This is a genomic window from Streptosporangium sp. NPDC049644, assembly GCF_040675205.1.
Classification (GTDB): Bacteria; Actinomycetota; Actinomycetes; order Streptosporangiales; family Streptosporangiaceae; genus Streptosporangium; species Streptosporangium fukuiense.
The window spans coordinates 36121-57643 of record NZ_JBFAOJ010000062.1; the positions used below are offsets into that span (position 1 = coordinate 36121).

Here is a 21523-nt window from a genome sequence, read left to right on the forward strand (position 1 = left end):
ACACCCCCGGTCCGGTGAAGCCGCGCTTCAATCAAGTGCTATGGCAATACTTATGTCAAGACTATTGCCGTTTTTAATGCCCTTTTCGACATGGTGAGGGCTTTATTGATCACTGCGAGCTAAGTAACCGGCAGGGAGGATCGTCCCTGGCTCCGGGCGGCCCCCGCCTGCCGATACTGCGCCGCCGGGCGTCACCCCGGCCATCACCCGGGCCGTCGCCGCGGCGGCCCCCGATCCGGCCCCGGGCCCATAACGGCAGCGGTAACGCCGGGTGGGATGAGGTGGCCGCGGAGCCCCCCGTACCCTTCCCGCACGCGAACGGAGCCCCCGGTGTTCTACTACTTCCCGGACAACTACATGTGGTCGTCGGCCTTCAATCTGGCCCTGATGGCGGGCGGCTCGCTCGGCGAGATGAACCGTTGGCTGTCGCCGCTGCGCGAGGGCGAGCCCGACGGCGAGGCCTGGGGCAAGGCGTGGGCCGGGATGGCCGAGCAGCAGGAGGCCCAGGCCGCCGAGGACCTGGCCACCGGGCTGCGCCGCAGTGCCGGTCTCCGCTACCTGCGCGCCTCGGTGTACCACGCCAGCGGCGAGCGGCAGATCCCGCCGGGCCCGGAGAAGAGCGCGAGCTACCGGGCCTCGCTGGACGCCTTCGAGAAGGCGATCGAGCTGGCACCGCTGAACGTGGAGCGGATCGAGGTGGACTCGCCCGACGGCGTCCTGCCCGGGTACCTCATCCCGGCCCGGACCGCCGAGCCCGCCCCGGTCGTGATCTTCTACGGCGGCTTCGACGTCACCAAGGAGATCCTCTACGGCTTCGTCGAGGAGGAGTTCGTCCGAAGGGGCATCAGCTGCCTGGTGATGGACAGCCCCGGCGTGGGCGAGCCGCTGCGGCTGCGCGGCGTGCCCTCGCGCCCCGACTACGAGGTGCCGACCGGCGCCGTGATCGACTACCTGGAGACCCGCGCCGACGTGGACGCGAGCCGGATCGGCGTGATGGGCATCAGCCTCGGCGGCTACTACGCGCCGCGGTCGGCCGCGTTCGAGCCGCGGATCAAGGCGTGCGCCGCCTGGGGCGGCATCTGGGACTGGGGCGCCACCTGGGAGAAGCGCTGGGCGACCCGGTCCAAGACCGTGTCCGTGCCGTGGTTCCAGCTGCCCTGGGTGATGGGCACCGACACCATGGAGGCCGGCCTGGAACGGGTCAGGCAGTGGACGCTGGTGGACGTGCTGCCCAGGCTCACCCAGCCGCTGCTGATCGTGCACGGCGAGAACGACCGCCAGGTCGCGGTCGAGGACGCGCGCAAGGCCTTCGAGGCGGCCGGCTCGGCGGACAAGACGCTGCGGATCTTCACGGTCGCCGAGGGGGGCGCCGAGCACTGCCAGACCGACGAGCCCGACCCGGCCCGCCAGCTGATCGCCGACTGGTTCGGCCGGCGCTTCGGCACCCTGCCCGAGCGGGGCTGACCCGCCGCCGTCCACGAGTTCGCGAGGGTTTCGTAAGGATCGCGAGGATTTCGCGAGGATGAGGAGACATCGGCATGAGCACTGACACCGACGGGGCGCCAGTCCGCAAGGTGACGCTCGACGACGTGCACGCGCTGTGCGACCGGTACCGGAACTGGGGCAGGTGGGGCCCGGACGACCAGCTCGGCACGCTCAACCACATCGAGCCGGAGATGATCGTCGCCGCGGCGGGGCTGGTCCGGCAGGGCAAGGTCATCTCCTGCGCGCTGCCCTACGACGGCAACGGCCCGCAGAACGGCTGGGGCGGGCGGGTCAACCCGCTGCACTTCATGCTGCAGGACGGCGGCGACGCGGCCATCGGCGCCCAGGACCACATGGCCCGGCTGCGGTACGCCGACGACGCGATCTACATGCCGCTGCAGTCCGGTACCCAGTGGGACGCGCTGTCGCACGTGTTCTACGACGGCAAGATGTACAACGGCTACGGGCAGGAGCATGTCTCCAGCACCGGGGCCGAGAAGAACGCGATCCACCTGATGACCGAGAAGGTCGTCGGACGCGGCGTACTGCTGGACATCCCCCGCCACCGCGGCGTGCCCTGGCTGGAGCCGGGGCAGGGCATCGACAGCGCCGAACTGGCCGCGTGCGCCGAGTCCCAGGGCGTCACCGTCGGGCGCGGCGACTTCGTGCTGGTCCGGACCGGCCACATGGCCATGTGCCGGGAGCAGGGCGCCTGGGGCGGGTACGCCGCGGGCGACGCCCCCGGGCTCACCCTGGACTCGGCGCACTGGATCTGCGGGAACGAGATCGCCGGCGTCGCGACCGACACCTGGGGCATGGAGGTGCGGCCGAACGAGCTGGAGGAGATCTTCCAGCCGGTGCACATCGTGCTGCTGGTCAGCGCCGGCCTGCTGATCGGCGAGATCTTCGACCTGGAGAAGCTGGCCGAGGACTGCGCCGGCGACGGCGTGTACGAGTTCATGTTCGCCGCCGGACCGCTGCCGTTCACCAAGGCGGTCGGCTCGCCGCTGAACCCGATGGCGATCAAATGAACGTCGACGAGCTCAACCGGCTGCCGGTCGCCTGGGAACCGGACCCCGCCGACTTCCCCGGCACCCCGCTGGGACGGATGGCGGCCCGGCACGGAATCGCCACCTTCGAGGAGGTGGCCGCCCGCGCCGCCGCCGACCCCGAGTGGTTCTGGGGCGCGGCCGCCGACGACGTGCTGCGCTGGCTGCGGCCGTACGACAAGGTGCTCGACCTGTCGGACGGCCCGCAGTTCCCGCACTTCTTCAAGGGCGGCGGGCTCAACTGGGCCGACTACGCGGTGGACCGGTGGGTCGAGGAGGGCCGCGGCGGCGACGAGGCGGTCGTCTGGGAGGGCGACGACGGCTCGGTCCGCACCGTCACCTACGGCGAGCTGAAGGAGCAGATCGACCGGGCCGCGGGCGCGTTCGCCGCGCGCGGCGTCGGCATGGGCGACGTGGTCGCGCTGTACCTGCCGATGGTGCCCGAGGCCGTGGTGGTCGTGCTGGCCGCCGCCAAGATCGGCGCCGTCGTGGCGCCGTTCTTCAGCGGCTTCGGGCCCACCCCGGTGCGCGAGCGGCTGCTGGACTCCGGCGCCCGGCTGATGGTCACCGCGGACGGTTTCGAGCGCCGCGGCAGGCTCGTCCCGATGAAGGAGACCTTCGACGAGGCCGCCGAGGACCTTCCGGGGCTGCGCGACGTGCTGGTGCTGCGCCGGCTGGGCCGGGACGCCCCGATGACGGCGGGCCGCGACGAGTGGTGGGACGAGGCGCTGGCCGCGGCCGAGCCCGTCACCGAGACCCCGGTCCTGGACGCCGAGACCCCGTGCATCCTGCTGTACTCCTCCGGCAGCACCGGCCGCCCCAAGGGCTGCCTGCACACCCACTCCGGCCTGCCGTTCAAGTTCGCGCAGGAGGCCCGGCACGGGTACGGCCTGGACTCCGGCGACCGGCTGCTGTGGCTCACCGACATGGGCTGGGTGATGGGCGTCTACACGGTGACCGCCGCCCTCTCCAACGGCGCCACCGCCGTGCTGTACGAGGGCACCGCCGACCACCCCACACCCGACCGGCTGTGGTCGCTGGTCGAGCGGCACCGGGTGACGGTGCTGGGGGTCTCCCCCACCCTGGTCCGGATCCTGGCCGGCCTGGGCGACCGATGGCCCGACGCGCACGAGCTGCCCGACCTGCGGGCGATCTGCAGCACCGGCGAGCCGTGGAACCTGGAGCCGTGGTGGTGGTGCTTCCGCCACGTGGGCAAGGGGCGGCTGCCGATCGTCAACATGAGCGGCGGAACCGAGTGCGGCGCGTCCATCGTGAGCGGCTCGGTGCACCGGCCGATCAAGCCCGCCGGGTTCTCCGGCCCCACCCTGGGCATGGCCGCCGACGTGTTCGACCCCGACGGCCGCTCGATCCGGGGCGCGGTGGGCGAGCTGGTCGTGCGGGGCCCGTGGCCGGGCATCACCAAGGGGCTGTGGGACGGCCCGGAGCGGTACCTGCAGACGTACTGGAGCCGGTACCCGGGCAACTGGCAGCAGGGCGACTTCGCCTACGTGGACGCCGACGGGCACTGGTTCCTGCTGGGCCGGTCCGACGACACGATCATGCTGGCCGGCAAGCGGGTCGGCCCGGCCGAGATCGAGTCGCTGCTGGTCGACGACCCGGAGGTGATCGAGGCGGCGGCGGTCGGCGTCCCCGACGAGCTCAAGGGCGAGGCGCTGGTCTGCTTCGTCGTGCTCGCCGACGGCGCCGACCCGGCCGAGGTGCTGCCCCGGCTGGAGGCGTCGGTGGTGGCCCGGGAGGGCAAGGCGACCCGGCCCAAGGCGGTGCACGCGGTGCCGGCACTGCCGAAGACGCGCAACGGGAAGGTGCTGCGACGGGTGGCGCGGGCGGTGTACATCGGGGCGGACCCGGGCGACGTGACCGCGCTGGAGAGCCCGGAGCCACTGGCCTCGCTGCCGCGGCAGGCGAATACCGCGTGACCCACGGACGAAGGCGCCCTGAGCGAGCTCGCTCAGGGCGCCTTCGTCCGTGGTCAGGACATGCCGAACCATCAGCCCGCCGGGACACGGAGGGCGCGCTTCTCGGCCACGATCTCGGCCAGGGCCTCCTCCAGCGGCCAGCGCATCTCGTACCCGTAGTCCCGCCGGAAGTACGAGTCGTCGAAGTTCATCGGCCAGCGGTGGTCGGCGTCCACGGGCTCGATCCGGGCGCCCGGGATCAGCCGGCGCGCGATCTCCGCCATGTCCCCGACGCTGCGGTAGTCGCCGCGCACGTGGTAGGCGGCGTGCCGCGGCTCGGGGCCCTGGCTCGCCCGGACGAACGCGTCGGCCGTGTCGTGGATGTACACCATGTTCATCATCGACCCGGAGCGGAACGCGGGCCGCCCCGTCTCGCCGGCCAGCGGCTTGGTGACCAGCTCGTCGACCAGCCGGCGGGCGGTGCCGATCAGGCAGGCGGCGCCGTAGGCCAGGCCGATCCGGATCGAGGTGTTCAGCACGCCCAGCGAGCTCCGGTAGTACTCGCCCATGGTCTCGCCGAAGACCTTGCTGCCCTCGTACACGTCACCGGCGTGGATCCGGGCGTCCTCGGTGATCGGCTCCCCGGCGCCGTACTCGGCCGGGTCGAACAGGGCCGCGCTGCTCGCCAGCACCGTGCGCTCCACGCCGAGCAGCCGGGCCGCCTCCAGCACGTTGTAGGTACCGACGATGTTCGACTGGATGCACTGCCCGCGCTGCGCCGCGGACCGGTCGTGCAGCTCGGCGGCCAGGTGGATGACCCGGTCCACCCGGTACGTGCTGACCAGGTCGGCGACCAGCGCGAAGTCGGTGACGTCCCCCTCGACGAGGGTGAGCGCGGCCGGGTCGCCGGACGGCTCGGCCGCCCACTCGGGCCGCCGGTCGAGCGCGACGACCGGGTGGCCGTCGCGCAGCAGCCGGTCGACGACGTACGAGCCGATGAACCCGGTCGCGCCGGTGACCAGATAGGTCATCGTGATACTCCTGACTCTCAAGGCGTTACGGAAGTACGGGGTGGGGGCGTCACGCGGTGCTCGGCCGGTACCCGGCGTCGACCTGGAGCGCGGCGCCGGTGACCGAGCGGGCGTCGTCCGAGGCCAGGTAGGCGAAGGCCGCCGCGACCTCCTCCGGGTCGATCATCCGGCCGAGCGCCGTCTTGGCCGCGTACCGGGCCTCCAGGCCGTCGTCGGCCGCGCCCGCCGCCGCGAAGATCGCGGTCCTGGCCGGGCCGGGCACGACCGCGTTGACCCGCACCCCGTCCGGCCCGTACGCGAGGGCGAGCGAGCGGGTCAGGTGCACCACGGCGGCCTTGGCCAGCCCGTACGCCGGGGCGCCGGGGGTGGGCCACAGCGCCGCCGACGACGCCGTGTTCAGGATGACGCCGCCGCGCGGCCGCATGTGCGAAAGGGCCGCGCGGCAGCCGTACCAGACCCCGGCCACGCAGATCCGCCACAGCCGCTCGAAGTCCTCGTCCGCGCCGCCGGCGTGGATCGGGCCGCCGGCGATGACGCCGGCGTTGTTCACCGCGATGTCGCACCTGCCGAAGCGGTCCACGGCCGCCGCGAACGCGGCCTCCACCTGCTCGGCGCTGCCGACGTCGGTGCGCTGGAACACCACCCGCTCCCCGGAGGGGTCGATCTCGGCGGCGACGGCGGCGGCCGCCTCGGCGAGGTCGGCGAGCAGCACCGAGGCGCCCTCGGCGACGAAGCGCTCGACCGTGGCGCGGCCGATGCCCGAGCCGCCGCCGGTGACCACGGCCGTGCGGCCGTCCAGCCGCCCGCTCACTGCGCCGGTCACTGCGCCGGTCACTGCGCCGGTCACGACGCCCCGCCGGACGGGCGCAGGTGCTTGTCCAGGAAGGCCCCGGCGATCTCGGCGGTGGTGTCCACCAGCGACCCCATCGGCCCGCCGTGGCCGCCCTCCGGCGGCAGGTGCAGCTCCTTCGGCTCGCCGGCCCGCGCGTACACGGCCCGGGAGTGGTCGGCCGGGATCACCGTGTCGTCGACCGGGGTGACCAGGCACAGCGCGCGCGGCGCGATGGCGGCCGCGAGGCTCTCCGGGGAGAAGTCCAGCGCCAGCCGGCCGTTCTCCAGCGGGTATCCCTCGGGGTGGACCGACCGGATGAACGCGGCCTCGGCGTCGAGGGCCGGGCTCGGCGGCAGCGGCATCAGCACCGACAGCGGCACCCGCTCCCCGGACCCGGTGCGCGCCCGCTCCGCGTCGTCGCGCTCCAGCCGCGCCAGCAGGGCGGGCCAGCCCGCCCCGTGCAGCTCCTCCAGCCAGCGCCGCCCGTCGGCGAGCGGGACCAGCGAGAGGCACGCCTTCAGCCGCTCGTCGGCGGCCGCGGCGGCGACCGCGATCGCCCCGCCGAAGCTGGCGCCCATCACGCCCAGCGCCGAGCCGTCGACCTCCGGCCGCCCGGCCAGGTAGGTCGCGGCGTTGGAGACATCGCGCACCTGCTCGTCCGGGTCGCAGCGCAGCCGGACGCCCTCGCTGCCGCCGAAACCGCGGTGGTCGACGGCGAGGACGGCGTACCCGCGCTGGGCCAGCCGCCCGGCGAGCGGCAGCACGCGGAAGTTCACCGCGCCGCTCCAGCCGTGGCTCGCGACCAGGGCCGGTACCGCCCCGGACCGCTCCCGCGGCGTCACCAGAACGCCGCGCAGCCGCAGGCCGTCGCTCTGGAAGTACACGATCTCGGCGTCGACCTCAGGACCGCCGGAGAGGTTGAGCTGAATGCCGCCGTCTGCCGACACGATCATCGTGGCAGGACCCCCGTTCGGATGGTTCCGGTACTCGGCGCCACGTAACGCGACCCCCCATTACCCGCCGCGTTACGCCGTGCGCGGGTGCGGCCGGGTGCTCCCGGCCCGGTGTAGTGGGCACGGGAGAAAGGAGCCCCGCATGGGCAAGGGACCGCTGCCGATCGAGGCGGACGAACTGTACGACTACCTGCTGACGCGCAAGAGCCTGCACCTGGCCACGCTGAACCCCGACGGCTCGCCGCACCTGGCCACGATGTGGTTCGGCCTGATCGGCCGTGACCTCGTGATGTGGACCCAGCGGAGCTCGGTGAAGGCGCGCAACCTGCGGCACGACCCCCGGATCACCTGCCTGGTGGAGTCCGGCGACGACTACTCCGAGCTGAAGGGCCTGACCGTGTCCGGCCGGGTGGAACTCTTCGAGGACGACGAGTCCATGCTGCGCATCGGCGAGGCGATCATCTCGCGCAACTACACCGACGCCAACAGGCCCGACTACCGGAAGATGGCACTGTCGGGCCTGCGGGTCGGCATCGTGGTCCGCGCCGAGCACTGGGCGAGCTGGGACTTCGCCCGGACGGTGAAGCGCCGCTAGGACCGCCGCGGCGCCGCCTGACGGGGCCGCTCAGCCGACCGGGTCCGGGGCCGCCGCGAGGGCGGGCAGCAACTCGCCGAGCACGGCGGCCCCGTGCCGGTCCGACTCGTCCAGCGGGTGCAGGATCAGGTCGGTGACGCCGTGCCGGACCAGCTCGGCCAGCTGCTCGGCGCAGGACTCGGCGTCCCCGTAGACGGTGGCCTCCCGGCCGTACTCGGGGCTTCCGTAGAAGGCGGAGAACCAGGCGTCGACCGCCTGCTCGGCCCGGGAGCGCCGCGACTCGACCAGCAGGTACACCCGCTTGGCCACGGCCAGCGTGTCCCGGGCGCGCCCCTCCTGGGCGAGCACCTCGTCCAACCGGGCGGCCAGTTCGGCGAACCGCGCGGTGGGCTGCCGTCCGGCGGCGACCCAGCCCGACCCGAGCCGCACCGCCCGGCGCAGCGCCGGGACGGACCCGCCGCCGACCCAGAGCGGGGGCGGCGCGATCGGGCGCGGACTGATCCCTACCCCGGTGAAGGGCCAGATCGGGCCGTCGTGGTCGACCTCGTCCTCGGTCCAGAGCCGGCGCACCGCGGTGAGGAACTCGTCCAGCACCGCCCCGGGACCCCAGTCGCCCAGCCGTAGCGAGGGGAACAGCCGACGGTCGCCGCTGCCGACCCCGACGACCAGCCGGCCGCCGCCACCGAGCCGGTCGAGACCGGCCAGCTCCTTGGCCGCGGTGATCGGGTTGCGCCCCGTGGCGACCAGCACCGCGATCCCCAGCCGCACCCGGGAGGTGTGCGCCGCGGCGAAGCCGAGCATGCCGACCGGCTCCGGCGTCGGCAGCCGACCGGCGAGCTGGTCCAGGGTCCACAACGCGTCGACCGGCGAGGCGTCGGCCTCGCGCAGCCAGGCCGCGATCTCCTTCGGGGCGGTGCCGGCGGCGAAGCGCAGCGGCAGGTTGAGCCCGATCCGCGGTCGTGCAACGGCGGACACTCGTGCCTCCTCGGCGACGGCGTCTCGCCGTCGCGAAACGGTGGCGGCCAGCGTGCCCGTGCGCGCGTTACCCGTGACGTTACGAACCGCGTCCGTAACCCCGGGGTGAACGGCGGCACGCGAAGATCAAGATCACCGAGCAGGAGGGACAGGCATGGCAGTCGAGCGGTTCCCGGTCGAGGGGGGCCACATCATGATGTTCGCGCGGGCCATAGGCGACCTCGACCCCGCCTACCACGGCGCGCTGACCGGCGCTCCGGCGGTCGCCCCGCCGACCTTCGCCTGGGCGGCCGAGCACTACGACCCGGACAGCGCGGTCCGCCCGAAGCCGGGCGAGCCGTGGATCGGGTCGGGGAGCACGCCGTCGGGGACCGGCGGCCCGGACCCGGCCGGTGTCGGCCTGCACGCCGAGCAGCGGTTCGAGTACCACCGGCCGGTGTGCGAGGGCGACGTGCTGAGCGCGGTGGACCGCCCCGGCCGCACCTGGACCAAGGAGGGCCGCCGCGGCGGTGTGCTCACCTTCACCGAGCGGATCACCGAGTACCGCGACCAGGACGGCGAGCCGGTCGTCACCTCGACCATGGTGATGGTGCAGACCGCCCGCCCGGTCGGAGCGGGCGGATGACCGCCCTCTCCCGCACCGCGGCGGCGGCAGTCGCGGTCGGCCAGAGCAGGGAACTGGTGCTGGTCCGGGATCTGACCCGGACCCGGATCGTCCAGTACGCGGGCGCGTCGGGCGACTTCAACCCGGTGCACACCGACGAGCGGTTCGCGGTGGAGGCCGCCGGTTACCCGTCGGTGTTCGCGCACGGCATGCTCACGATGGGGATGGCCGGCCGGGTGATCACCGAGTGGTTCGGCCCCGAGTCGCCGCTCCGGTACGAGGCGCGGTTCCGCACCCCGGTGTTCCCGGGCGCGACGCTGACCGCGCGGGCCGAGGTCGAGTCGGTGGACGGCTCCGCCGGGACGGCCGCGGTCGCGCTGACCGTGACCGACCAGCACGGCGCGATCGTGATGACGGGCACCGCCGTGGTGCGCACGCCCGCCGCCGGTGGCGCCGGCGCCGAGGACAAGTGACGACCGCCGCCCCGCGCGCGGGCGAAGGAGAGGGAACCGCCATGCCGGATGGGAACGAGCTGATCGGCCGCGTCGGCTTCGGAAGCGGCACGATGATCGCGCAGGGGTACGGCGCGGTGGACGAGGAGTCCGCCCGGGGCGCCGTCGACGCCGCGTACCGCGCCGGGGTGCGGTTCTTCGACACCGCGCACTTCTACGGCTCGGGCCGCTCTGAGGCGATCGTCGGCGAGATGCTGGAGGGACGGCGCGACGAGGTCCGGCTGTGCACCAAGGGGGGCGTGCGCTACAGCGACCCGACGAACCTGCTGACCCTGGTCTGCGACTCCTCCTACGACGCGCTGCGCCGGTTCATGGACGAGTCGCTGACCCGGCTGCGCACCGACCACGTCGACGTGTACCTGCTGCACCAGTTCGACCCGGCGCTCACCCCCGAGCGGCAGATGGAGAACCTGCAGCGGCTCAAGGACGAGGGCCTGGTCCGCGACGTCGGCTTCTGCAACTTCGGCGCCGAGGCGAGCCGGCGGGCGCTGGCCACCGGCATCCCGTCCGCGGTCGAGTACAGCTTCAGCCTGCTCGACCATCGCTACCTGACCGAGCTGTCGGACGCCGGGGCGCGCGGCGGGCTGCGCGTCACCTACGGCTCGTACGTGCACGGGCTGCTGTCGGAGGACTTCCGCCCGGACCACGAGTTCGAGCCGGACGACTGGCGCGGCCGCAGCCGGCGCGAGGGCCGCTCCGGGACGTCGGGCAACGTGTTCTTCGCCGGCGACGCCTTCGCCGCCAACGTGGCGATCGCCGGACGGCTGCGGGAGCTGGCCGGCTCGCTGGGCCTCTCGCTGGCCGCGTTCACCCTGGCCCTGACCGTGCGGGAACCGTACTCGGACGTCGCGCTGTTCGGCTGCCGCAACGCGGCCGAGGTGGCGGACGGGCTGAGCGGCCTGGCGGTGGACCTCGACGACGAGGTGCTCGCCCGGGTGGCGGAAATCCTGTCGGCCGCCGACCGGCCCACCGAGAACCTGCTGGGCCTGTGAATCGGCAGGGGCTGTCCTGATTCGACCGTTGCCGTCTGTGACCCCGCGACTCCACCCCCCAACGTAACGCGCACGTTAACGAGACCTTCGCAGTATCTGGTCCTGCCGGCGCTTCGCCGTCACGTTCCAGGTGGCTCCCCGCTGCGGAGCCGGCGACATGAGAGGTTCAAATGCGAAAGAGCAGACTCGGAACAGTTGTTCTGGGAGTGGCCCTGCTGGCGACGGCGTGCGGCTCCGGCGGCGACGAGGGAGGCGGCGCGCAGTCCGGCGGCCTGCCCGCCACTGTCAAGATCGGTGTCCCGCTGGACGTCAGCGGCGCCGCGGGCATCGCCGGTGTGGGGACCAGCGAGCGCGACGGCGTGCGGCTGGCGGCCAAGGAGATCAACGACACCGGTTTCCTGGGCGGCTCGAAGATCGAGCTGGTGGAGATCGACACCAAGGCGGACAAGCAGGAGGCCGTGCAGGCGGTGCTCAAGCTCGCCTCGGACCAGGTCGACGCGGTCGTGGGCTTCACCCTCACCCCGTCGTTCCTGGCCGCCGGGCCGCAGCTCCAGCAGAACGGCATCCCGACCATGGCGGTCGGACTCTCCTCGGGCGGCGTCACCGAGGTCGGCGACTACATGTTCCGCCTCTATCCCGACATGGCCAACGTGATGCCCCAGGCCGACAAGGAGTTCGCCACCGCGTTCAGCGGCCTCAAGTCTGCGGCGTACCTGTACCAGAGCGACTCCGAGGCGGCCAAGAACGTCATCGGCAAGCGCCAGCAGGCACTGGAGGGCGCCGGCATCCAGACCCTGGGCGTGGAGACCTTCGTCGGCACCGACACCGACGTGCGGGCCCAGCTGACCAAGCTCAAGCAGCTGAACCCCGACGTGCTGGTCACCATGCCGCTGCCCGGCATGATGAGCACGATCTACCTGCAGCTCGACGAGATCGGCTTCGACAAGCCGGTGTTCATGGCGCCGGACGTCAGCGACGCCACCATGGAGCAGTCCGGCAAGGCCATGCAGTGCTTCGTGTACGTGACGGCCTGGAACGGCCAGAGCAGCGAGGGCAACAACACCCACTTCCTGGACTACTGGCGGCAGAACGGCGCGCAGCGCTCCGCCACCGTCTTCGAGGCGGCGGGCTACGCGTCGCTGTGGTCGATGGCGCACGCCTTCAAGAACGCCGGCAGCAACGACAAGAAGGCCGTCCGGGACGCGCTGGCGGCCCTGAACGGCGTCGACACCCCGTTCGGCAAGATCGGCTTCACCCAGAACCGGGCCGCCGACGTCAAGGGCACCAAGCTGCAGATCGTGGACAGCAAGATCACCCTGTTCGACGCCCAGACGGCCCCCGGCTGCAAGCGCTGACCCGCGAACCTCCGGCCCCGACCGACCCGCCGCCCCGGCACGCCGCACCACGGCGCGCCGGGGCGGCGCCGTTGGCGGGCCCCCGCCGTCCGCTCCAGAGGAGACCCCGCGATGCCTCTCACCATCGACCACCTCGTCCACGCCAACGTGGTCTGCAGCGACTTCGACCGGTCGCTCGACTTCTACACCCGCCTGCTCGGCGCCCGGATCCTCGGGCAGCCGTTCGAGTTCGACGCCGGAGACGACTTCCGGGCGATCCTGGACGTCACCGGCCCGGTCCGCTGCAGGGCGGCTCTGCTCAGCTGGAGCTCCCAGGACACCGACACCTACCTGGACCTGCTGCACTTCACCGACGACGGCGGCGCCCCGGCGCCGCGCACGGCCAAGGACGCCGGGCTGGCCCGCCTGGGGCTGCGGGTCGGGGACATGGACACCGCGATGGCCTGGATCACCGAGCACGGCATCCCCGTGGTCGGCGGCCCGGTCACGCTCGTCCCCATGCCGGGCCGCCGGCGGCGCGTGGTCACCATCCTCGACCCGGACGGGACGCTGCTGAACCTGATGGAGTTCTCAGAGCTCTCGGCGCTCTCGGCGCTCTCGGCGCTCTCGGCGCTCTCGGCGCTCTCGGCGCGCCCGGTCGAGAACGGGCGCGGATGACCGGCGGCGCCGCCCCGAAGGCAGCCGCCCCGGAACCACCGGCAAGGGGCACCGATAACGGCCGCGGCCGTCCCCGGCGGGGCTCTCCGACGCAGGTAACGCCGGTGTTAACGAGGAAACGCAACGCTGGCCCCGATCTCGTCACACCGCGGACAGCCCGGCCCGGGGCTACGAGAGGAAGCGGAGGATGGTGTGCAGCAGACCATTAACGGTTTGGCCTTGGGGAGTACGTACGCCCTGTTGGGCGTGGGCGTCACCCTGGTCTGGGGTGTCCTCAACCTCCTCAACTTCGCCCACGCGCAGATCCTGACCTGGGGCAGCTTCGCCGCCCTGGCCGCGCTGCGCCTGGGCGTCCCGGTGCCGGTCGCGATCCTGGTGGGCATGGTGACGGCCGGTGTGCTGTCGGTGTTGATCGACCTGGTCGTCCTCGCGCCGCTGCGCGGCCGCAAGGCCCCGGAGTTCTCCTTCGTGGTCGCGACGATCGGCGTCTCGCTGGTGCTCACCACGGTGCTGCGCACCTACACCGACGCGCAGACCGAGGCGTTCCCCCGCCAGGGCTTCCCGGTCGGCGCCTTCGAGTTCGCCGGCCAGAACGTGCCCCGGCTCCAGGTGGTCATGCTGGTGATCGCCGTGGTGGCGATGGCGGGCCTCGGGTACTGGCTGAACCGGACCAAGTCCGGCCGGGCCGTCCGCGCGGTGGCCTACAACCGGGAGACCGCCGAGCTGCTCGGCGTGAACAGCCAGCTCGTGTTCTCGATCTGCTTCTTCGTGGCCGGCGCGCTGGCCGCCGTGGCGGGCATCTTCGTCGCCGCGTCGGCGGCGCAGGTGTCGTACTCGTCCGGCGACGGGCTGCTGCTGATCGCCTTCGCGGTGATCATCCTCGGCGGCATGGGCTCGGTGAAGGGCGCGATCATCGGCGGCCTGGTCCTCGGCGTGATCGAGGTCTACGCCACCACCTACGTCTCCAGTGTGTTCCGGGAGATCATCGCGTTCGCCGTCATCCTCGCGGTGCTGGTCGCGCGGCCGTCCGGGTTCTTCGGCAAGAAGGAGGCCGCCCGTGTTTGAGTGGCTCGAACCGCTCCAGCTGTTCCGGCTGGACACCGCGCTCATCCTGACCCTGCTCGTGATCAGCGTGCACGTCACGTTCCGGGTCGGCATCATGTCGCTGGCCCCGATGGGGTTCGCCGCGGTCGGCGGCTACACCGCCGCCCTGATCGCGACCAAGTCCGAGCTGCCGTTCGCGGTCGGCCTGCTCGCCGCCACGGTGCTGGCGGGCGCGATCGGCGCGCTGTTCGCCCCGCCCGTGCTGCGGCTGCGCGGCATCTACATGGCGCTGGGCAGCCTGGCCCTCGCCCAGGCCATCGTGGTGCTGATCCGGATCAGCGACTACACCAACGGCCCGAACGGCATCGCCGGCATCCCGATCGAGGTCAGGACCGAGCACCTGGTCGTCACGCTGCTGGTGGCGTTCGTAGTGCTGGAGCTCAGCCACCGCTCCCACTTCGGCCGGGCCGCCAAGGCGGTGCGGCTGGACGAGCGCACCGCCGAGGGCATGGGCGTCAACGTGTTCCGGGTCCGGTTCATGAGCTTCACCGCGGCCGCCGCCATCGCCGGGTGCGCCGGCGCCCTGGAGGCGCACCGCACCACGGTGATCAGTCCCGACCAGTACGGCTTCGCCACCCTGGTCATCGTGTTCACCTACGTGCTGGTGGGCGGCAACGGACACTGGGCCGGGCCGATCCTGGTCACCTGGGGGCTCACGGTCCTGCGCGACTCGCTGCACTTCGCGGGCTCCAACTGGGAGGACGTGATCTACGGCGTGCTGCTCGTCGTGATCCTGCTGGTCGCGCCGAACGGCCTGTCCGACCGCTCGCTCTACCGGGGTCTGCGGCGCCGCCTGCGCGGCAGACAGGACCGGCCCGCACCCGACGTCCAAGACCCTGCCGAGAAGGTGGCGAGCCGATGACCGCGATGCTGGAGCTGTCCGGAGTCAGCAAGCACTTCGGCGGGATGAAGGCCGTGAACGACGTCTCGTTCTCCGTGCGGGAGGGCACCATCTGCGGCCTGATCGGCCCCAACGGCGCGGGCAAGACCACGGTGGTCAACCTGATCAGCGGCTACCTGCAGCCCACCGCCGGCCGGATCACCCTGGCCGGGTCCGACGTCGCCGATCTGCGCCCGCACCGGCTGGCCGCCGCGGGCGTCGCCCGCACGTACCAGAACCTGAAGCTCTTCGACGAGAGCACCGTGCTGGAGAACGTGCTGATCGGCCGGCATCTGTCCTTCAAGGGCCGCCGCTGGCAGCTCGGCCGGGTGCGCAGGCGCGAGGAGGCCGAGCAGCACGAGGTGGCGCGGCGGCTGATCGACCGGGTCGGCCTCACCTCGGTGACCGACGTGGACGTGGCCGAGCTCTCCTACGGCATGCGGCGGCGGGTCGAGATCGCCCGGGCGATGGCCACCGAGCCGCGGCTGCTGCTGCTCGACGAGCCGACCGCCGGGATGAACCGGGCCGAGTCCGACGACATCGGCCGGCTCATCCAGATGATCAACGCCGAGGGCGTGACCGTGCTGCTGGTCGACCACAACGTGCGGCTGGTCACCGAGGTCTGCCACCGGGTCGTCGTCCTGGACTGGGGCAGCGTGCTCACCGAGGCCGGCCCGCACGAGGTGTGGCAGGACGAGCGGGTCAAGACGGCCTACCTCGGCACCAAGGAGCGTCGCACAGCGGACACCGTGGAGGCACCCGATGCTGGTCGTTGATTCCCTGGTCACCCGCTACGGCGCCGTCGAGGCGCTGCACGGGGTGAGCCTGGAGGTCGGTGCGGGCGAGGCCGTGGCCCTGGTCGGGCCGAACGGCGCGGGCAAGACGACCCTGCTGCGCACGATCTCCGGTCTGGTGCGGCCGGCCGCCGGGACCGTGACGATCGACGGCAGGGCGACCGGGCGCACCGCCGCCTACCGGGTCGCCCGGTTGGGCGTCAGCCACGTGCCCGAGGGCCGGGCGATCCTGTCCCCCCTCACCGTGCGGGACAACCTGCTGATGGGCGGCAACCGGCTGCCCGGCTCCGAGGTCGGCGACCGGATGGACGAGATGATCGAGCTGTTCCCGGTGCTGGGGCGGCGGATCGACTCGCTCGGCGGCGTGCTGTCCGGCGGCGAGCAGCAGATGCTGGCGATCGCGCGCGGGCTGATGGCCCGCCCGCGACTGCTCATGATCGACGAGCCGTCGATGGGGCTCGCCCCGCGCATCGTGGGCGACGTGCTGGACGCGCTGCACCGCGTGGTCGCCACCGGCACCGCGGTGCTGGTGGCGGAGCAGAACGTGGGTCTGGCGCTGGAGGTCGCCGACCGGGCGTACGTGATGGTGGTCGGGGACATCGTGGCGTCCGGCCGCAGCGCGGACATGGACGAGAACAGCCTGCTGGAGACGTACCTGGCCTGAGTTCGGGAACGTACGCGGGCGCCCCGCGGAAAGCGGCCGGGCCGGCGGTGATCCGCCGGCCCGGCCGCTTTCCGTTCGGTCCTCTGGTTCGGTTCGTGCCTCCGGGGCTCTACAGCCGCTCGATGATCGTGACGTTGGCCTGGCCGCCGCCCTCGCACATCGTCTGCAGCCCGTACCGGCCGCCGGTCCGCTCCAACTGGTTGAGCATCGTCGTCATCAGCCGCGCGCCGGTCGCGCCGAGCGGGTGACCGAGCGCGATCGCCCCGCCGTTCGGGTTGACCTTGGCCGGGTCGAACCCGGTCTCCTTCAGCCAGGCCAGCACCACCGGCGCGAAGGCCTCGTTGATCTCCACGGTGTCGATGTCGTCAGGGGTCAGCCCGGTCCGCTCCAGTGCCCGCCTGGTCGCCGGGATCGGCGCCGAGAGCATCATCAGCGGGTCGTCGCCCATCACGGTCATGTGGTGGACGCGCGCCCGCGGCGTCAGCCCCAGATGCCGCACCGCGCGCTCCCCGGCGATCAGCAGGGCGGCCGAGCCGTCGCTGATCTGGCTGGCGCAGGCGGCGGTGATCCGGCCGTCGGGCAGTAGGGTCGGCAGCGACCTGATCTTGTCCCAGTCGGGCTCGCGCGGGCCGTTGTCGGCGGTCAGGCCGCCCAGCGGCGCGATCTCCGGCTCGAACAGCCTCTCGGCGTTCGCGCGCAGGGCCCGGGTGTGCGACTCGACCGCGAACCGCTCCATTTCGTCGCGTGAGATGTCCCAGTGCGTCGCCATCATCTCGGCGCCCCGGAACTGGCTCACCTCCCCCTTCCCGAACCGGCTCGTCCACCCCTCGGAGGTGGAGAACGGGTCCTCGAAACCGAGCGCTTTGCCGGAGTCGGCCGCCGACATCAGCGGCACCATGCTCATGTTCTGCACGCCGCCGGCCACGACCATGTCCATCGTGCCGCTCATCACGGCCTGGGCGGCGAAGTGCACGGCCTGCTGCGCCGAGCCGCACTGCCGGTCGATGGTGACCCCCGGTACGTGGGCCGGGAAGCCGGCCGCCAGCCAGCAGGTGCGGGCGACGTCGAAGGACTGCGGGCCGACCGAGTCCACGTTGCCGAACACCACGTCGTCGACCAGCCCGGGGTCCACCCCGGCCCGCTCGATCAGCGCGCGGATGGCGTGCGCGCCCAGGTCGGCCGGGTGGATCGTGCTCAGCGGCCCGCCACGCCTGCTCACCGGAGTGCGGACGGCGTCGATGATGAATGCTTCAGCCATGCCGCCGACCGTACGGACGGGGCGTTAACCGGCCGTGCACCGCCGGACAGGGGCGGCGTTACCCCCACCTCTATCCCGTTCCTGCCGGTACGTGCCCTCAGTAGGCGAGGCCGCCGCGTTCGACGAGCTGGCGGGCGATCACGTTGCGCTGGATCTCGTTGGTGCCCTCGCCCACGATCATCAGCGGGGCGTCCCGGAAGTACCGCTCGACGTCGAACTCGGTGGAGTAGCCGTACCCGCCGTGCACCCGGATCGCGTTGAGCGCGATCTCCATCGCCGCCTCCGAGCAGAACAGCTTGGCCATCCCCGCCTCCAGGTCGCTGCGCGCGCCCGAGTCGTACCGCTCGGCGGCGTGCAGCAGCAGCTGCCGGGCGGCGGTCAGCTTCGCGGCCATGTCGGCCAGGTGGTTGCCGACGGACTGATGCTGCCAGATCGGCCGGCCGAACGTCTCGCGCTGCCGCGCGTACCCGAGCGCGTCGTCGAACGCGGCCCTGGCCACGCCGGTCGCCCGCGCCGCGACCTGGATCCGGCCGATCTCCAGGCCGCGCATCATCTGGGCGAACCCGGCGCCCTCCCGCCCGCCGAGCACCGCGTCCGCCGGCACCCGGGCGCCCTCGAAGACCACCTCGCAGCTCTCCACGCCCTTGTAGCCGAGCTTGGGCAGGTCGGTGGTCACCGTGACCCCCGGCACCTTCTCGACCAGAAGGACGGAGATGCCGCGGTGCCGGGGCACCGCCTCGGGGTCGGTCTTGCACAGCAGTGCGATCAGCCCGGACGTCCGGGCGTTGCTGATCCAGGTCTTGGTGCCGTCGACCACGTACCCGCCGCCGTCGGCCTCGCGCCGGGCGACGGTGCGCATGCCCTGCAGGTCCGAGCCGCCGCCGGGTTCGGTGAGCGCCATCGTGGCGCGCAGCTCGCCGGTCGCCATCCGGGGCAGGTACCGCTCCTTCTGCTCCGGGGTGCCGTAGGTGAGGATGAGCTTGGCCACCACGGTGTGCCCGCCCATCGCCCCGGCCAGGCTCATCCAGCCGCGCGCCAGCTCCTCGGTGATCAGGGCGTAGCAGGGCGTCGACACCCGCACGTCCCCGTACGGTTCCGGGATGGCCAGGCCGTAGACGCCCATCCGCTTCATCTGGTCGATCAGGTCGGCCGGGTAGGTGTTGGCGTGCTCCAGGTCGCGCGCGACCGGGCGCACCTCGCGGTCGACGAAGTCGCGGACGGCCTCGACCATGGCCGTCTCCTCGGGGTTCAGCGTCATGGGCGGGTCCTCACTCTGGTGCGGCCTGGCTGGGTAGGGGTGGGGGTCAGATGACGGACCGGGCCGAGAGGTCGGCGATCTCCTCCGGCGAGCGGCCCAGCTCGGCCAGCACGTCGGCCGTGTGCCGGCCCAGCTCGGGCACCGGGTCCATCCGCGGCTCGACCCCGTCCAGGGAGATCGGCGGCAGCAGCGCCCGGACGGGGCCGCCGGGTGTGCCGACGTCCCGCCACCGGCCGCGCTCGCGCAGCACCGGGTGGTCCAGGAAGTCGGCCACCGTGTTGACCCCGGCGTTGGCGACCCCGGCCTGGTCGAGCAGCTCGGCGGCGTCGGCGCCGTCCAGCTCGGCGAAGCGCGCGTCGACGATGGCCTCAAGCGCGTCCCGATCGGCCACCCGCAGCGTGTTGGTGGCGAAGCGCGGGTCGGCCGCCAGCTCGGGGTCCTCGAGGAACACCGCGCAGAACCGGATCCACTCGGCCTCGTTCTGGATCGAGAGCAGCACGGTCCGCCCGTCCCGGGCGGTGAACGGCCCGTACGGGGCGATGGTGGCGTGCCGGGCGCCCGCGCGCGGCTGCTGGCGCCCGCTGCCCGCGGTGTAGTTGGCCGGCTGCCCCATCCACTCGGCCAGCGCCTCGAACAGCGACACCTCCAGCGTGGCCCCCAGCCCGGTGACCTGCCGCTGGTACAGGGCCGTCAGCACCGCGCCGAAGCCGTACATCCCGGCGGCGATGTCGGCCACCGAGACGCCGACCCGGGCGGGCTCGTCCGCCGACCCGGTCAGCGACACCAGCCCGGTCTCGCACTGGACCAGCAGGTCGTACGCCTTGCGCCCGGCCCACGGGCCGTCGCCGCCCCAGCCGGTGATGCCGAGCACGATCTTGCGCGGGTCCCGCTCCCGGACGGCGGCGGCGGCCAGCCCGAGCCGGTCGGCGGCACCGGGGCCGAGGTTCTGGACGAGCACGTCGGCCCGGTCCACCAGCTCGTGCAGGATCTCCCGGCCGTGCGGGGACTTCACGTCCAGGGTGACCGACTCCTTCGAGCGGTTCAGCCAGACGAAGTAGCTGGACTGGCCGTGCACCGACTCGTCGTAGCGGCGGGCGAAGTCACCGGAGCCGGGCCGCTCGATCTTGATCACGCGGGCGCCGAGGTCGGCGAGCTGGCGGGTCGCGAACGGCGCGGCGACCGCGTGTTCCAGCGTCACGACGGTGATCCCGGTCAGTGGCAGCACGACTCCCCCTCGGTTGGTTCGTATAAAATATAGAGTTTTACCTTAGAGCGCTAGAGGCGGTCGAGATTTATATCTACATGCCTGATGAACAGGTGATTTATAACCCGAAGGCGACGGGCGGAGAGAAAATATCATATGGAGTCTGCCGCCACATCGGGCGGCGCTCGCCCTGTCGACGACCTCGCGCACCCGCTCCGCCGCCCGGGCGGTCCCTCGCCGCGTTCGGTCTCACCGTCGATGTCAGGACGGCCGCGGTCGCCGCAGTCCCCGAAGGTGCGGGTCTCCGCGCCCGTGACCGGGGGCGACCTGCCGGTCATCCTCCTCTCGCACGGTCAGGGCTACCAGAATGCGGGCCAGTGCTCCGGCCTTCAGGCCGGGGGTGAAGGCCCGCGCGGGAGTGCCCGCCAGGGCGCGAGCGTGCCCTGACCGGTCTGCTCTTGCTGCTCGGCCCACCAGGCGCGGGGAGACGATCACGGCGCGGGGTTCGCCGTGGCGCCCGGCGATGGTGGGTTCGCCGGTGACGTGGGCGACGTCGATGCGGCGGCCCAGGTGGTCGCGGATTTCTCGAACACTCATACGTTCCGTCAGGGACCCATGGCACTATCAGGACCGTGCAGCTTCGTTACAACTTCCGCCTCTACCCGACGCCGGGCCAGTGTCAGGCGTTGGCGCGGGCGTTCGGGTGTGCGCGGGTGGTGTTCAACGACGGGTTGCGCGCTCGCCGGGACGCTCACGCGGCCAAGATGGCGTACATCTCGGACGCGGAGTTGTCCAAGCGGGTCATCACCGCCGCGAAGAAGACCCCGCAACGGGCGTGGCTGGGGGAGGTGTCGGTGGTGGTGTTGCAGCAGGCCCTCGCGGACCTGAACACCGCTCTACCGCAACTTCTTCGCCTCCCTGGCGGGCAAACGCAAAGGCCCGAAGGTCGGCCCGCCCGGCTGGCGTTCCCGTAAGGACAACCGGCAGGCGATCCGGTTCACGAAGAACGCCCGGTTCTCGGTCACGGCGGGCGGGAAACTCCGTCTGTCGAAGATCGGGGACGTGCCGGTGCGCTGGTCGCGGACCCTGCCGTCGGCCCCCTTCAGCGTGACGGTGATCAAGGACGCCGCCGGGCGGTACTTCGCGTCCTTCGCCGTCGAGACCACCACCGAGCCGCTGCCGGCGACGGCATCGGAGGTCGGCGTCGATTTGGGACTCACCCACTTCGCGGTGCTGTCGGACGGCCGGAAGATCGACAACCCCCGGTTTCTGCGGCGCGCGGCGAAGAAACTCCGCAAGGCGCAAAAGGTCCTCAGCCGCACAGCGAAGGGGTCGAACAACCGCACCAAGGCCGTCGTCACGGTCGCTCGCGCGCACGCGCGGGTGGCCGGCACCCGCCGAGACT

The 21523-nt window shown here is 72.4% G+C and carries 21 protein-coding genes and 1 pseudogene; 14 read left to right on the forward strand and 8 right to left on the reverse strand.

Features of this window, described 5'->3' with window-relative positions; translation table 11 throughout:
* Positions 1-330: 330 nt before the first annotated feature.
* From AB0J58_RS29165 to AB0J58_RS29175, 3 genes are all read left to right on the forward strand, one after another.
* Positions 331-1464 carry an alpha/beta fold hydrolase gene (locus AB0J58_RS29165; RefSeq protein ID WP_364221480.1) on the forward strand — a complete coding sequence of 378 codons (1134 nt, stop codon included), beginning with the start codon at positions 331-333 and terminating at the stop codon, positions 1462-1464.
* A 74-nt stretch (positions 1465-1538) separates the two neighbouring features.
* Entirely contained in the window at positions 1539-2516 is a 978-nt protein-coding gene (locus AB0J58_RS29170) for a cyclase family protein (protein WP_343976032.1), read from the forward strand.
* Positions 2513-4471, forward strand: a complete 1959-nt coding sequence (locus AB0J58_RS29175; protein WP_364221483.1) for an AMP-binding protein — start codon at positions 2513-2515, stop codon at positions 4469-4471. Before AB0J58_RS29170 ends, AB0J58_RS29175 begins: the two co-directional genes overlap by 4 nt.
* Before the next feature lie 71 nt (positions 4472-4542).
* Here AB0J58_RS29175 and AB0J58_RS29180 read toward each other — a convergent pair whose 3' ends face one another.
* The 3 genes from AB0J58_RS29180 to AB0J58_RS29190 are packed head-to-tail and all read right to left on the reverse strand — an operon-like array spanning position 4543 to position 7266.
* Positions 4543-5481 carry an NAD(P)-dependent oxidoreductase gene (locus AB0J58_RS29180; RefSeq protein WP_364221485.1) on the reverse strand — a complete coding sequence of 313 codons (939 nt, stop codon included), beginning with the start codon at positions 5479-5481 and terminating at the stop codon, positions 4543-4545.
* 49 nt (positions 5482-5530) lie between these two features.
* Entirely contained in the window at positions 5531-6304 is a 774-nt protein-coding gene (locus AB0J58_RS29185) for an SDR family oxidoreductase (RefSeq protein ID WP_364221488.1), read from the reverse strand.
* A 20-nt stretch (positions 6305-6324) separates the two neighbouring features.
* Positions 6325-7266: an alpha/beta fold hydrolase gene (locus tag AB0J58_RS29190; protein ID WP_364221491.1), complete on the reverse strand. Its 942-nt coding sequence runs from the start codon at positions 7264-7266 to the stop codon at positions 6325-6327.
* 142 nt (positions 7267-7408) lie between these two features.
* Here AB0J58_RS29190 and AB0J58_RS29195 point away from each other — a divergent pair, with 142 nt between their 5' ends.
* Positions 7409-7861 (forward strand): PPOX class F420-dependent oxidoreductase, encoded by a 453-nt coding sequence (locus tag AB0J58_RS29195; RefSeq protein ID WP_343970059.1) that lies wholly within the window; start codon positions 7409-7411, stop codon positions 7859-7861.
* 30 nt (positions 7862-7891) lie between these two features.
* On the opposite strand, the gene AB0J58_RS29200 is transcribed toward AB0J58_RS29195, so the two are convergent.
* Positions 7892-8836, reverse strand: a complete 945-nt coding sequence (locus AB0J58_RS29200; protein ID WP_364221494.1) for an LLM class flavin-dependent oxidoreductase — start codon at positions 8834-8836, stop codon at positions 7892-7894.
* Positions 8837-8990: 154 nt separating this feature from the next.
* Between AB0J58_RS29200 and AB0J58_RS29205 the strand changes: the two genes are divergently transcribed.
* The 9 genes from AB0J58_RS29205 to AB0J58_RS29245 all read left to right on the forward strand — a co-directional run bounded on the left by AB0J58_RS29205 (position 8991) and on the right by AB0J58_RS29245 (position 16398).
* Entirely contained in the window at positions 8991-9461 is a 471-nt protein-coding gene (locus AB0J58_RS29205) for a MaoC family dehydratase N-terminal domain-containing protein (RefSeq protein WP_364221497.1), read from the forward strand.
* Positions 9458-9913, forward strand: a complete 456-nt coding sequence (locus tag AB0J58_RS29210; RefSeq protein WP_364221500.1) for a MaoC/PaaZ C-terminal domain-containing protein — start codon at positions 9458-9460, stop codon at positions 9911-9913. Before AB0J58_RS29205 ends, AB0J58_RS29210 begins: the two co-directional genes overlap by 4 nt.
* 41 nt (positions 9914-9954) lie before the next feature.
* Positions 9955-10944 (forward strand): aldo/keto reductase, encoded by a 990-nt coding sequence (locus tag AB0J58_RS29215; RefSeq protein WP_364221503.1) that lies wholly within the window; start codon positions 9955-9957, stop codon positions 10942-10944.
* Positions 10945-11114: 170 nt separating this feature from the next.
* A complete protein-coding gene (locus AB0J58_RS29220) occupies positions 11115-12299 on the forward strand; it encodes an ABC transporter substrate-binding protein (protein ID WP_364221506.1) in 1185 nt (394 codons plus the stop codon).
* A gap of 111 nt (positions 12300-12410) precedes the next feature.
* The gene (locus AB0J58_RS29225) at positions 12411-12956 is read left to right on the forward strand and encodes a VOC family protein (RefSeq protein WP_364221509.1); all 546 of its coding nucleotides are present in this window, start codon (positions 12411-12413) and stop codon (positions 12954-12956) included.
* 213 nt (positions 12957-13169) lie between these two features.
* Complete coding sequence (locus tag AB0J58_RS29230; protein ID WP_364221512.1) at positions 13170-14021, forward strand: branched-chain amino acid ABC transporter permease; 852 nt, start codon at positions 13170-13172, stop codon at positions 14019-14021.
* A complete protein-coding gene (locus AB0J58_RS29235; protein WP_364221515.1) occupies positions 14014-14922 on the forward strand; it encodes a branched-chain amino acid ABC transporter permease in 909 nt (302 codons plus the stop codon). The genes AB0J58_RS29230 and AB0J58_RS29235 overlap by 8 nt, the downstream gene beginning before the upstream one ends.
* A complete protein-coding gene (locus tag AB0J58_RS29240; protein ID WP_364146694.1) occupies positions 14919-15716 on the forward strand; it encodes an ABC transporter ATP-binding protein in 798 nt (265 codons plus the stop codon). Before AB0J58_RS29235 ends, AB0J58_RS29240 begins: the two co-directional genes overlap by 4 nt.
* The gene (locus AB0J58_RS29245; RefSeq protein ID WP_343970089.1) at positions 15703-16398 is read left to right on the forward strand and encodes an ABC transporter ATP-binding protein; all 696 of its coding nucleotides are present in this window, start codon (positions 15703-15705) and stop codon (positions 16396-16398) included. Before AB0J58_RS29240 ends, AB0J58_RS29245 begins: the two co-directional genes overlap by 14 nt.
* A 109-nt stretch (positions 16399-16507) precedes the next feature.
* Here AB0J58_RS29245 and AB0J58_RS29250 read toward each other — a convergent pair whose 3' ends face one another.
* The 4 genes from AB0J58_RS29250 to AB0J58_RS29265 form a co-directional block, all read right to left on the reverse strand.
* Positions 16508-17656: an acetyl-CoA C-acetyltransferase gene (locus AB0J58_RS29250; RefSeq protein ID WP_364221518.1), complete on the reverse strand. Its 1149-nt coding sequence runs from the start codon at positions 17654-17656 to the stop codon at positions 16508-16510.
* 97 nt (positions 17657-17753) lie between these two features.
* The gene (locus tag AB0J58_RS29255) at positions 17754-18914 is read right to left on the reverse strand and encodes an acyl-CoA dehydrogenase family protein (RefSeq protein WP_364221521.1); all 1161 of its coding nucleotides are present in this window, start codon (positions 18912-18914) and stop codon (positions 17754-17756) included.
* 46 nt (positions 18915-18960) lie between these two features.
* Entirely contained in the window at positions 18961-20139 is a 1179-nt protein-coding gene (locus tag AB0J58_RS29260; protein WP_364221524.1) for a CaiB/BaiF CoA-transferase family protein, read from the reverse strand.
* 240 nt (positions 20140-20379) lie between these two features.
* Positions 20380-20715, reverse strand: a complete 336-nt coding sequence (locus tag AB0J58_RS29265; RefSeq protein ID WP_364221527.1) for a hypothetical protein — start codon at positions 20713-20715, stop codon at positions 20380-20382.
* 35 nt (positions 20716-20750) lie between these two features.
* Between AB0J58_RS29265 and AB0J58_RS29270 the strand changes: the two are divergent.
* Positions 20751-21523, forward strand: a pseudogene (locus AB0J58_RS29270) (transposase); the annotation flags it as partial.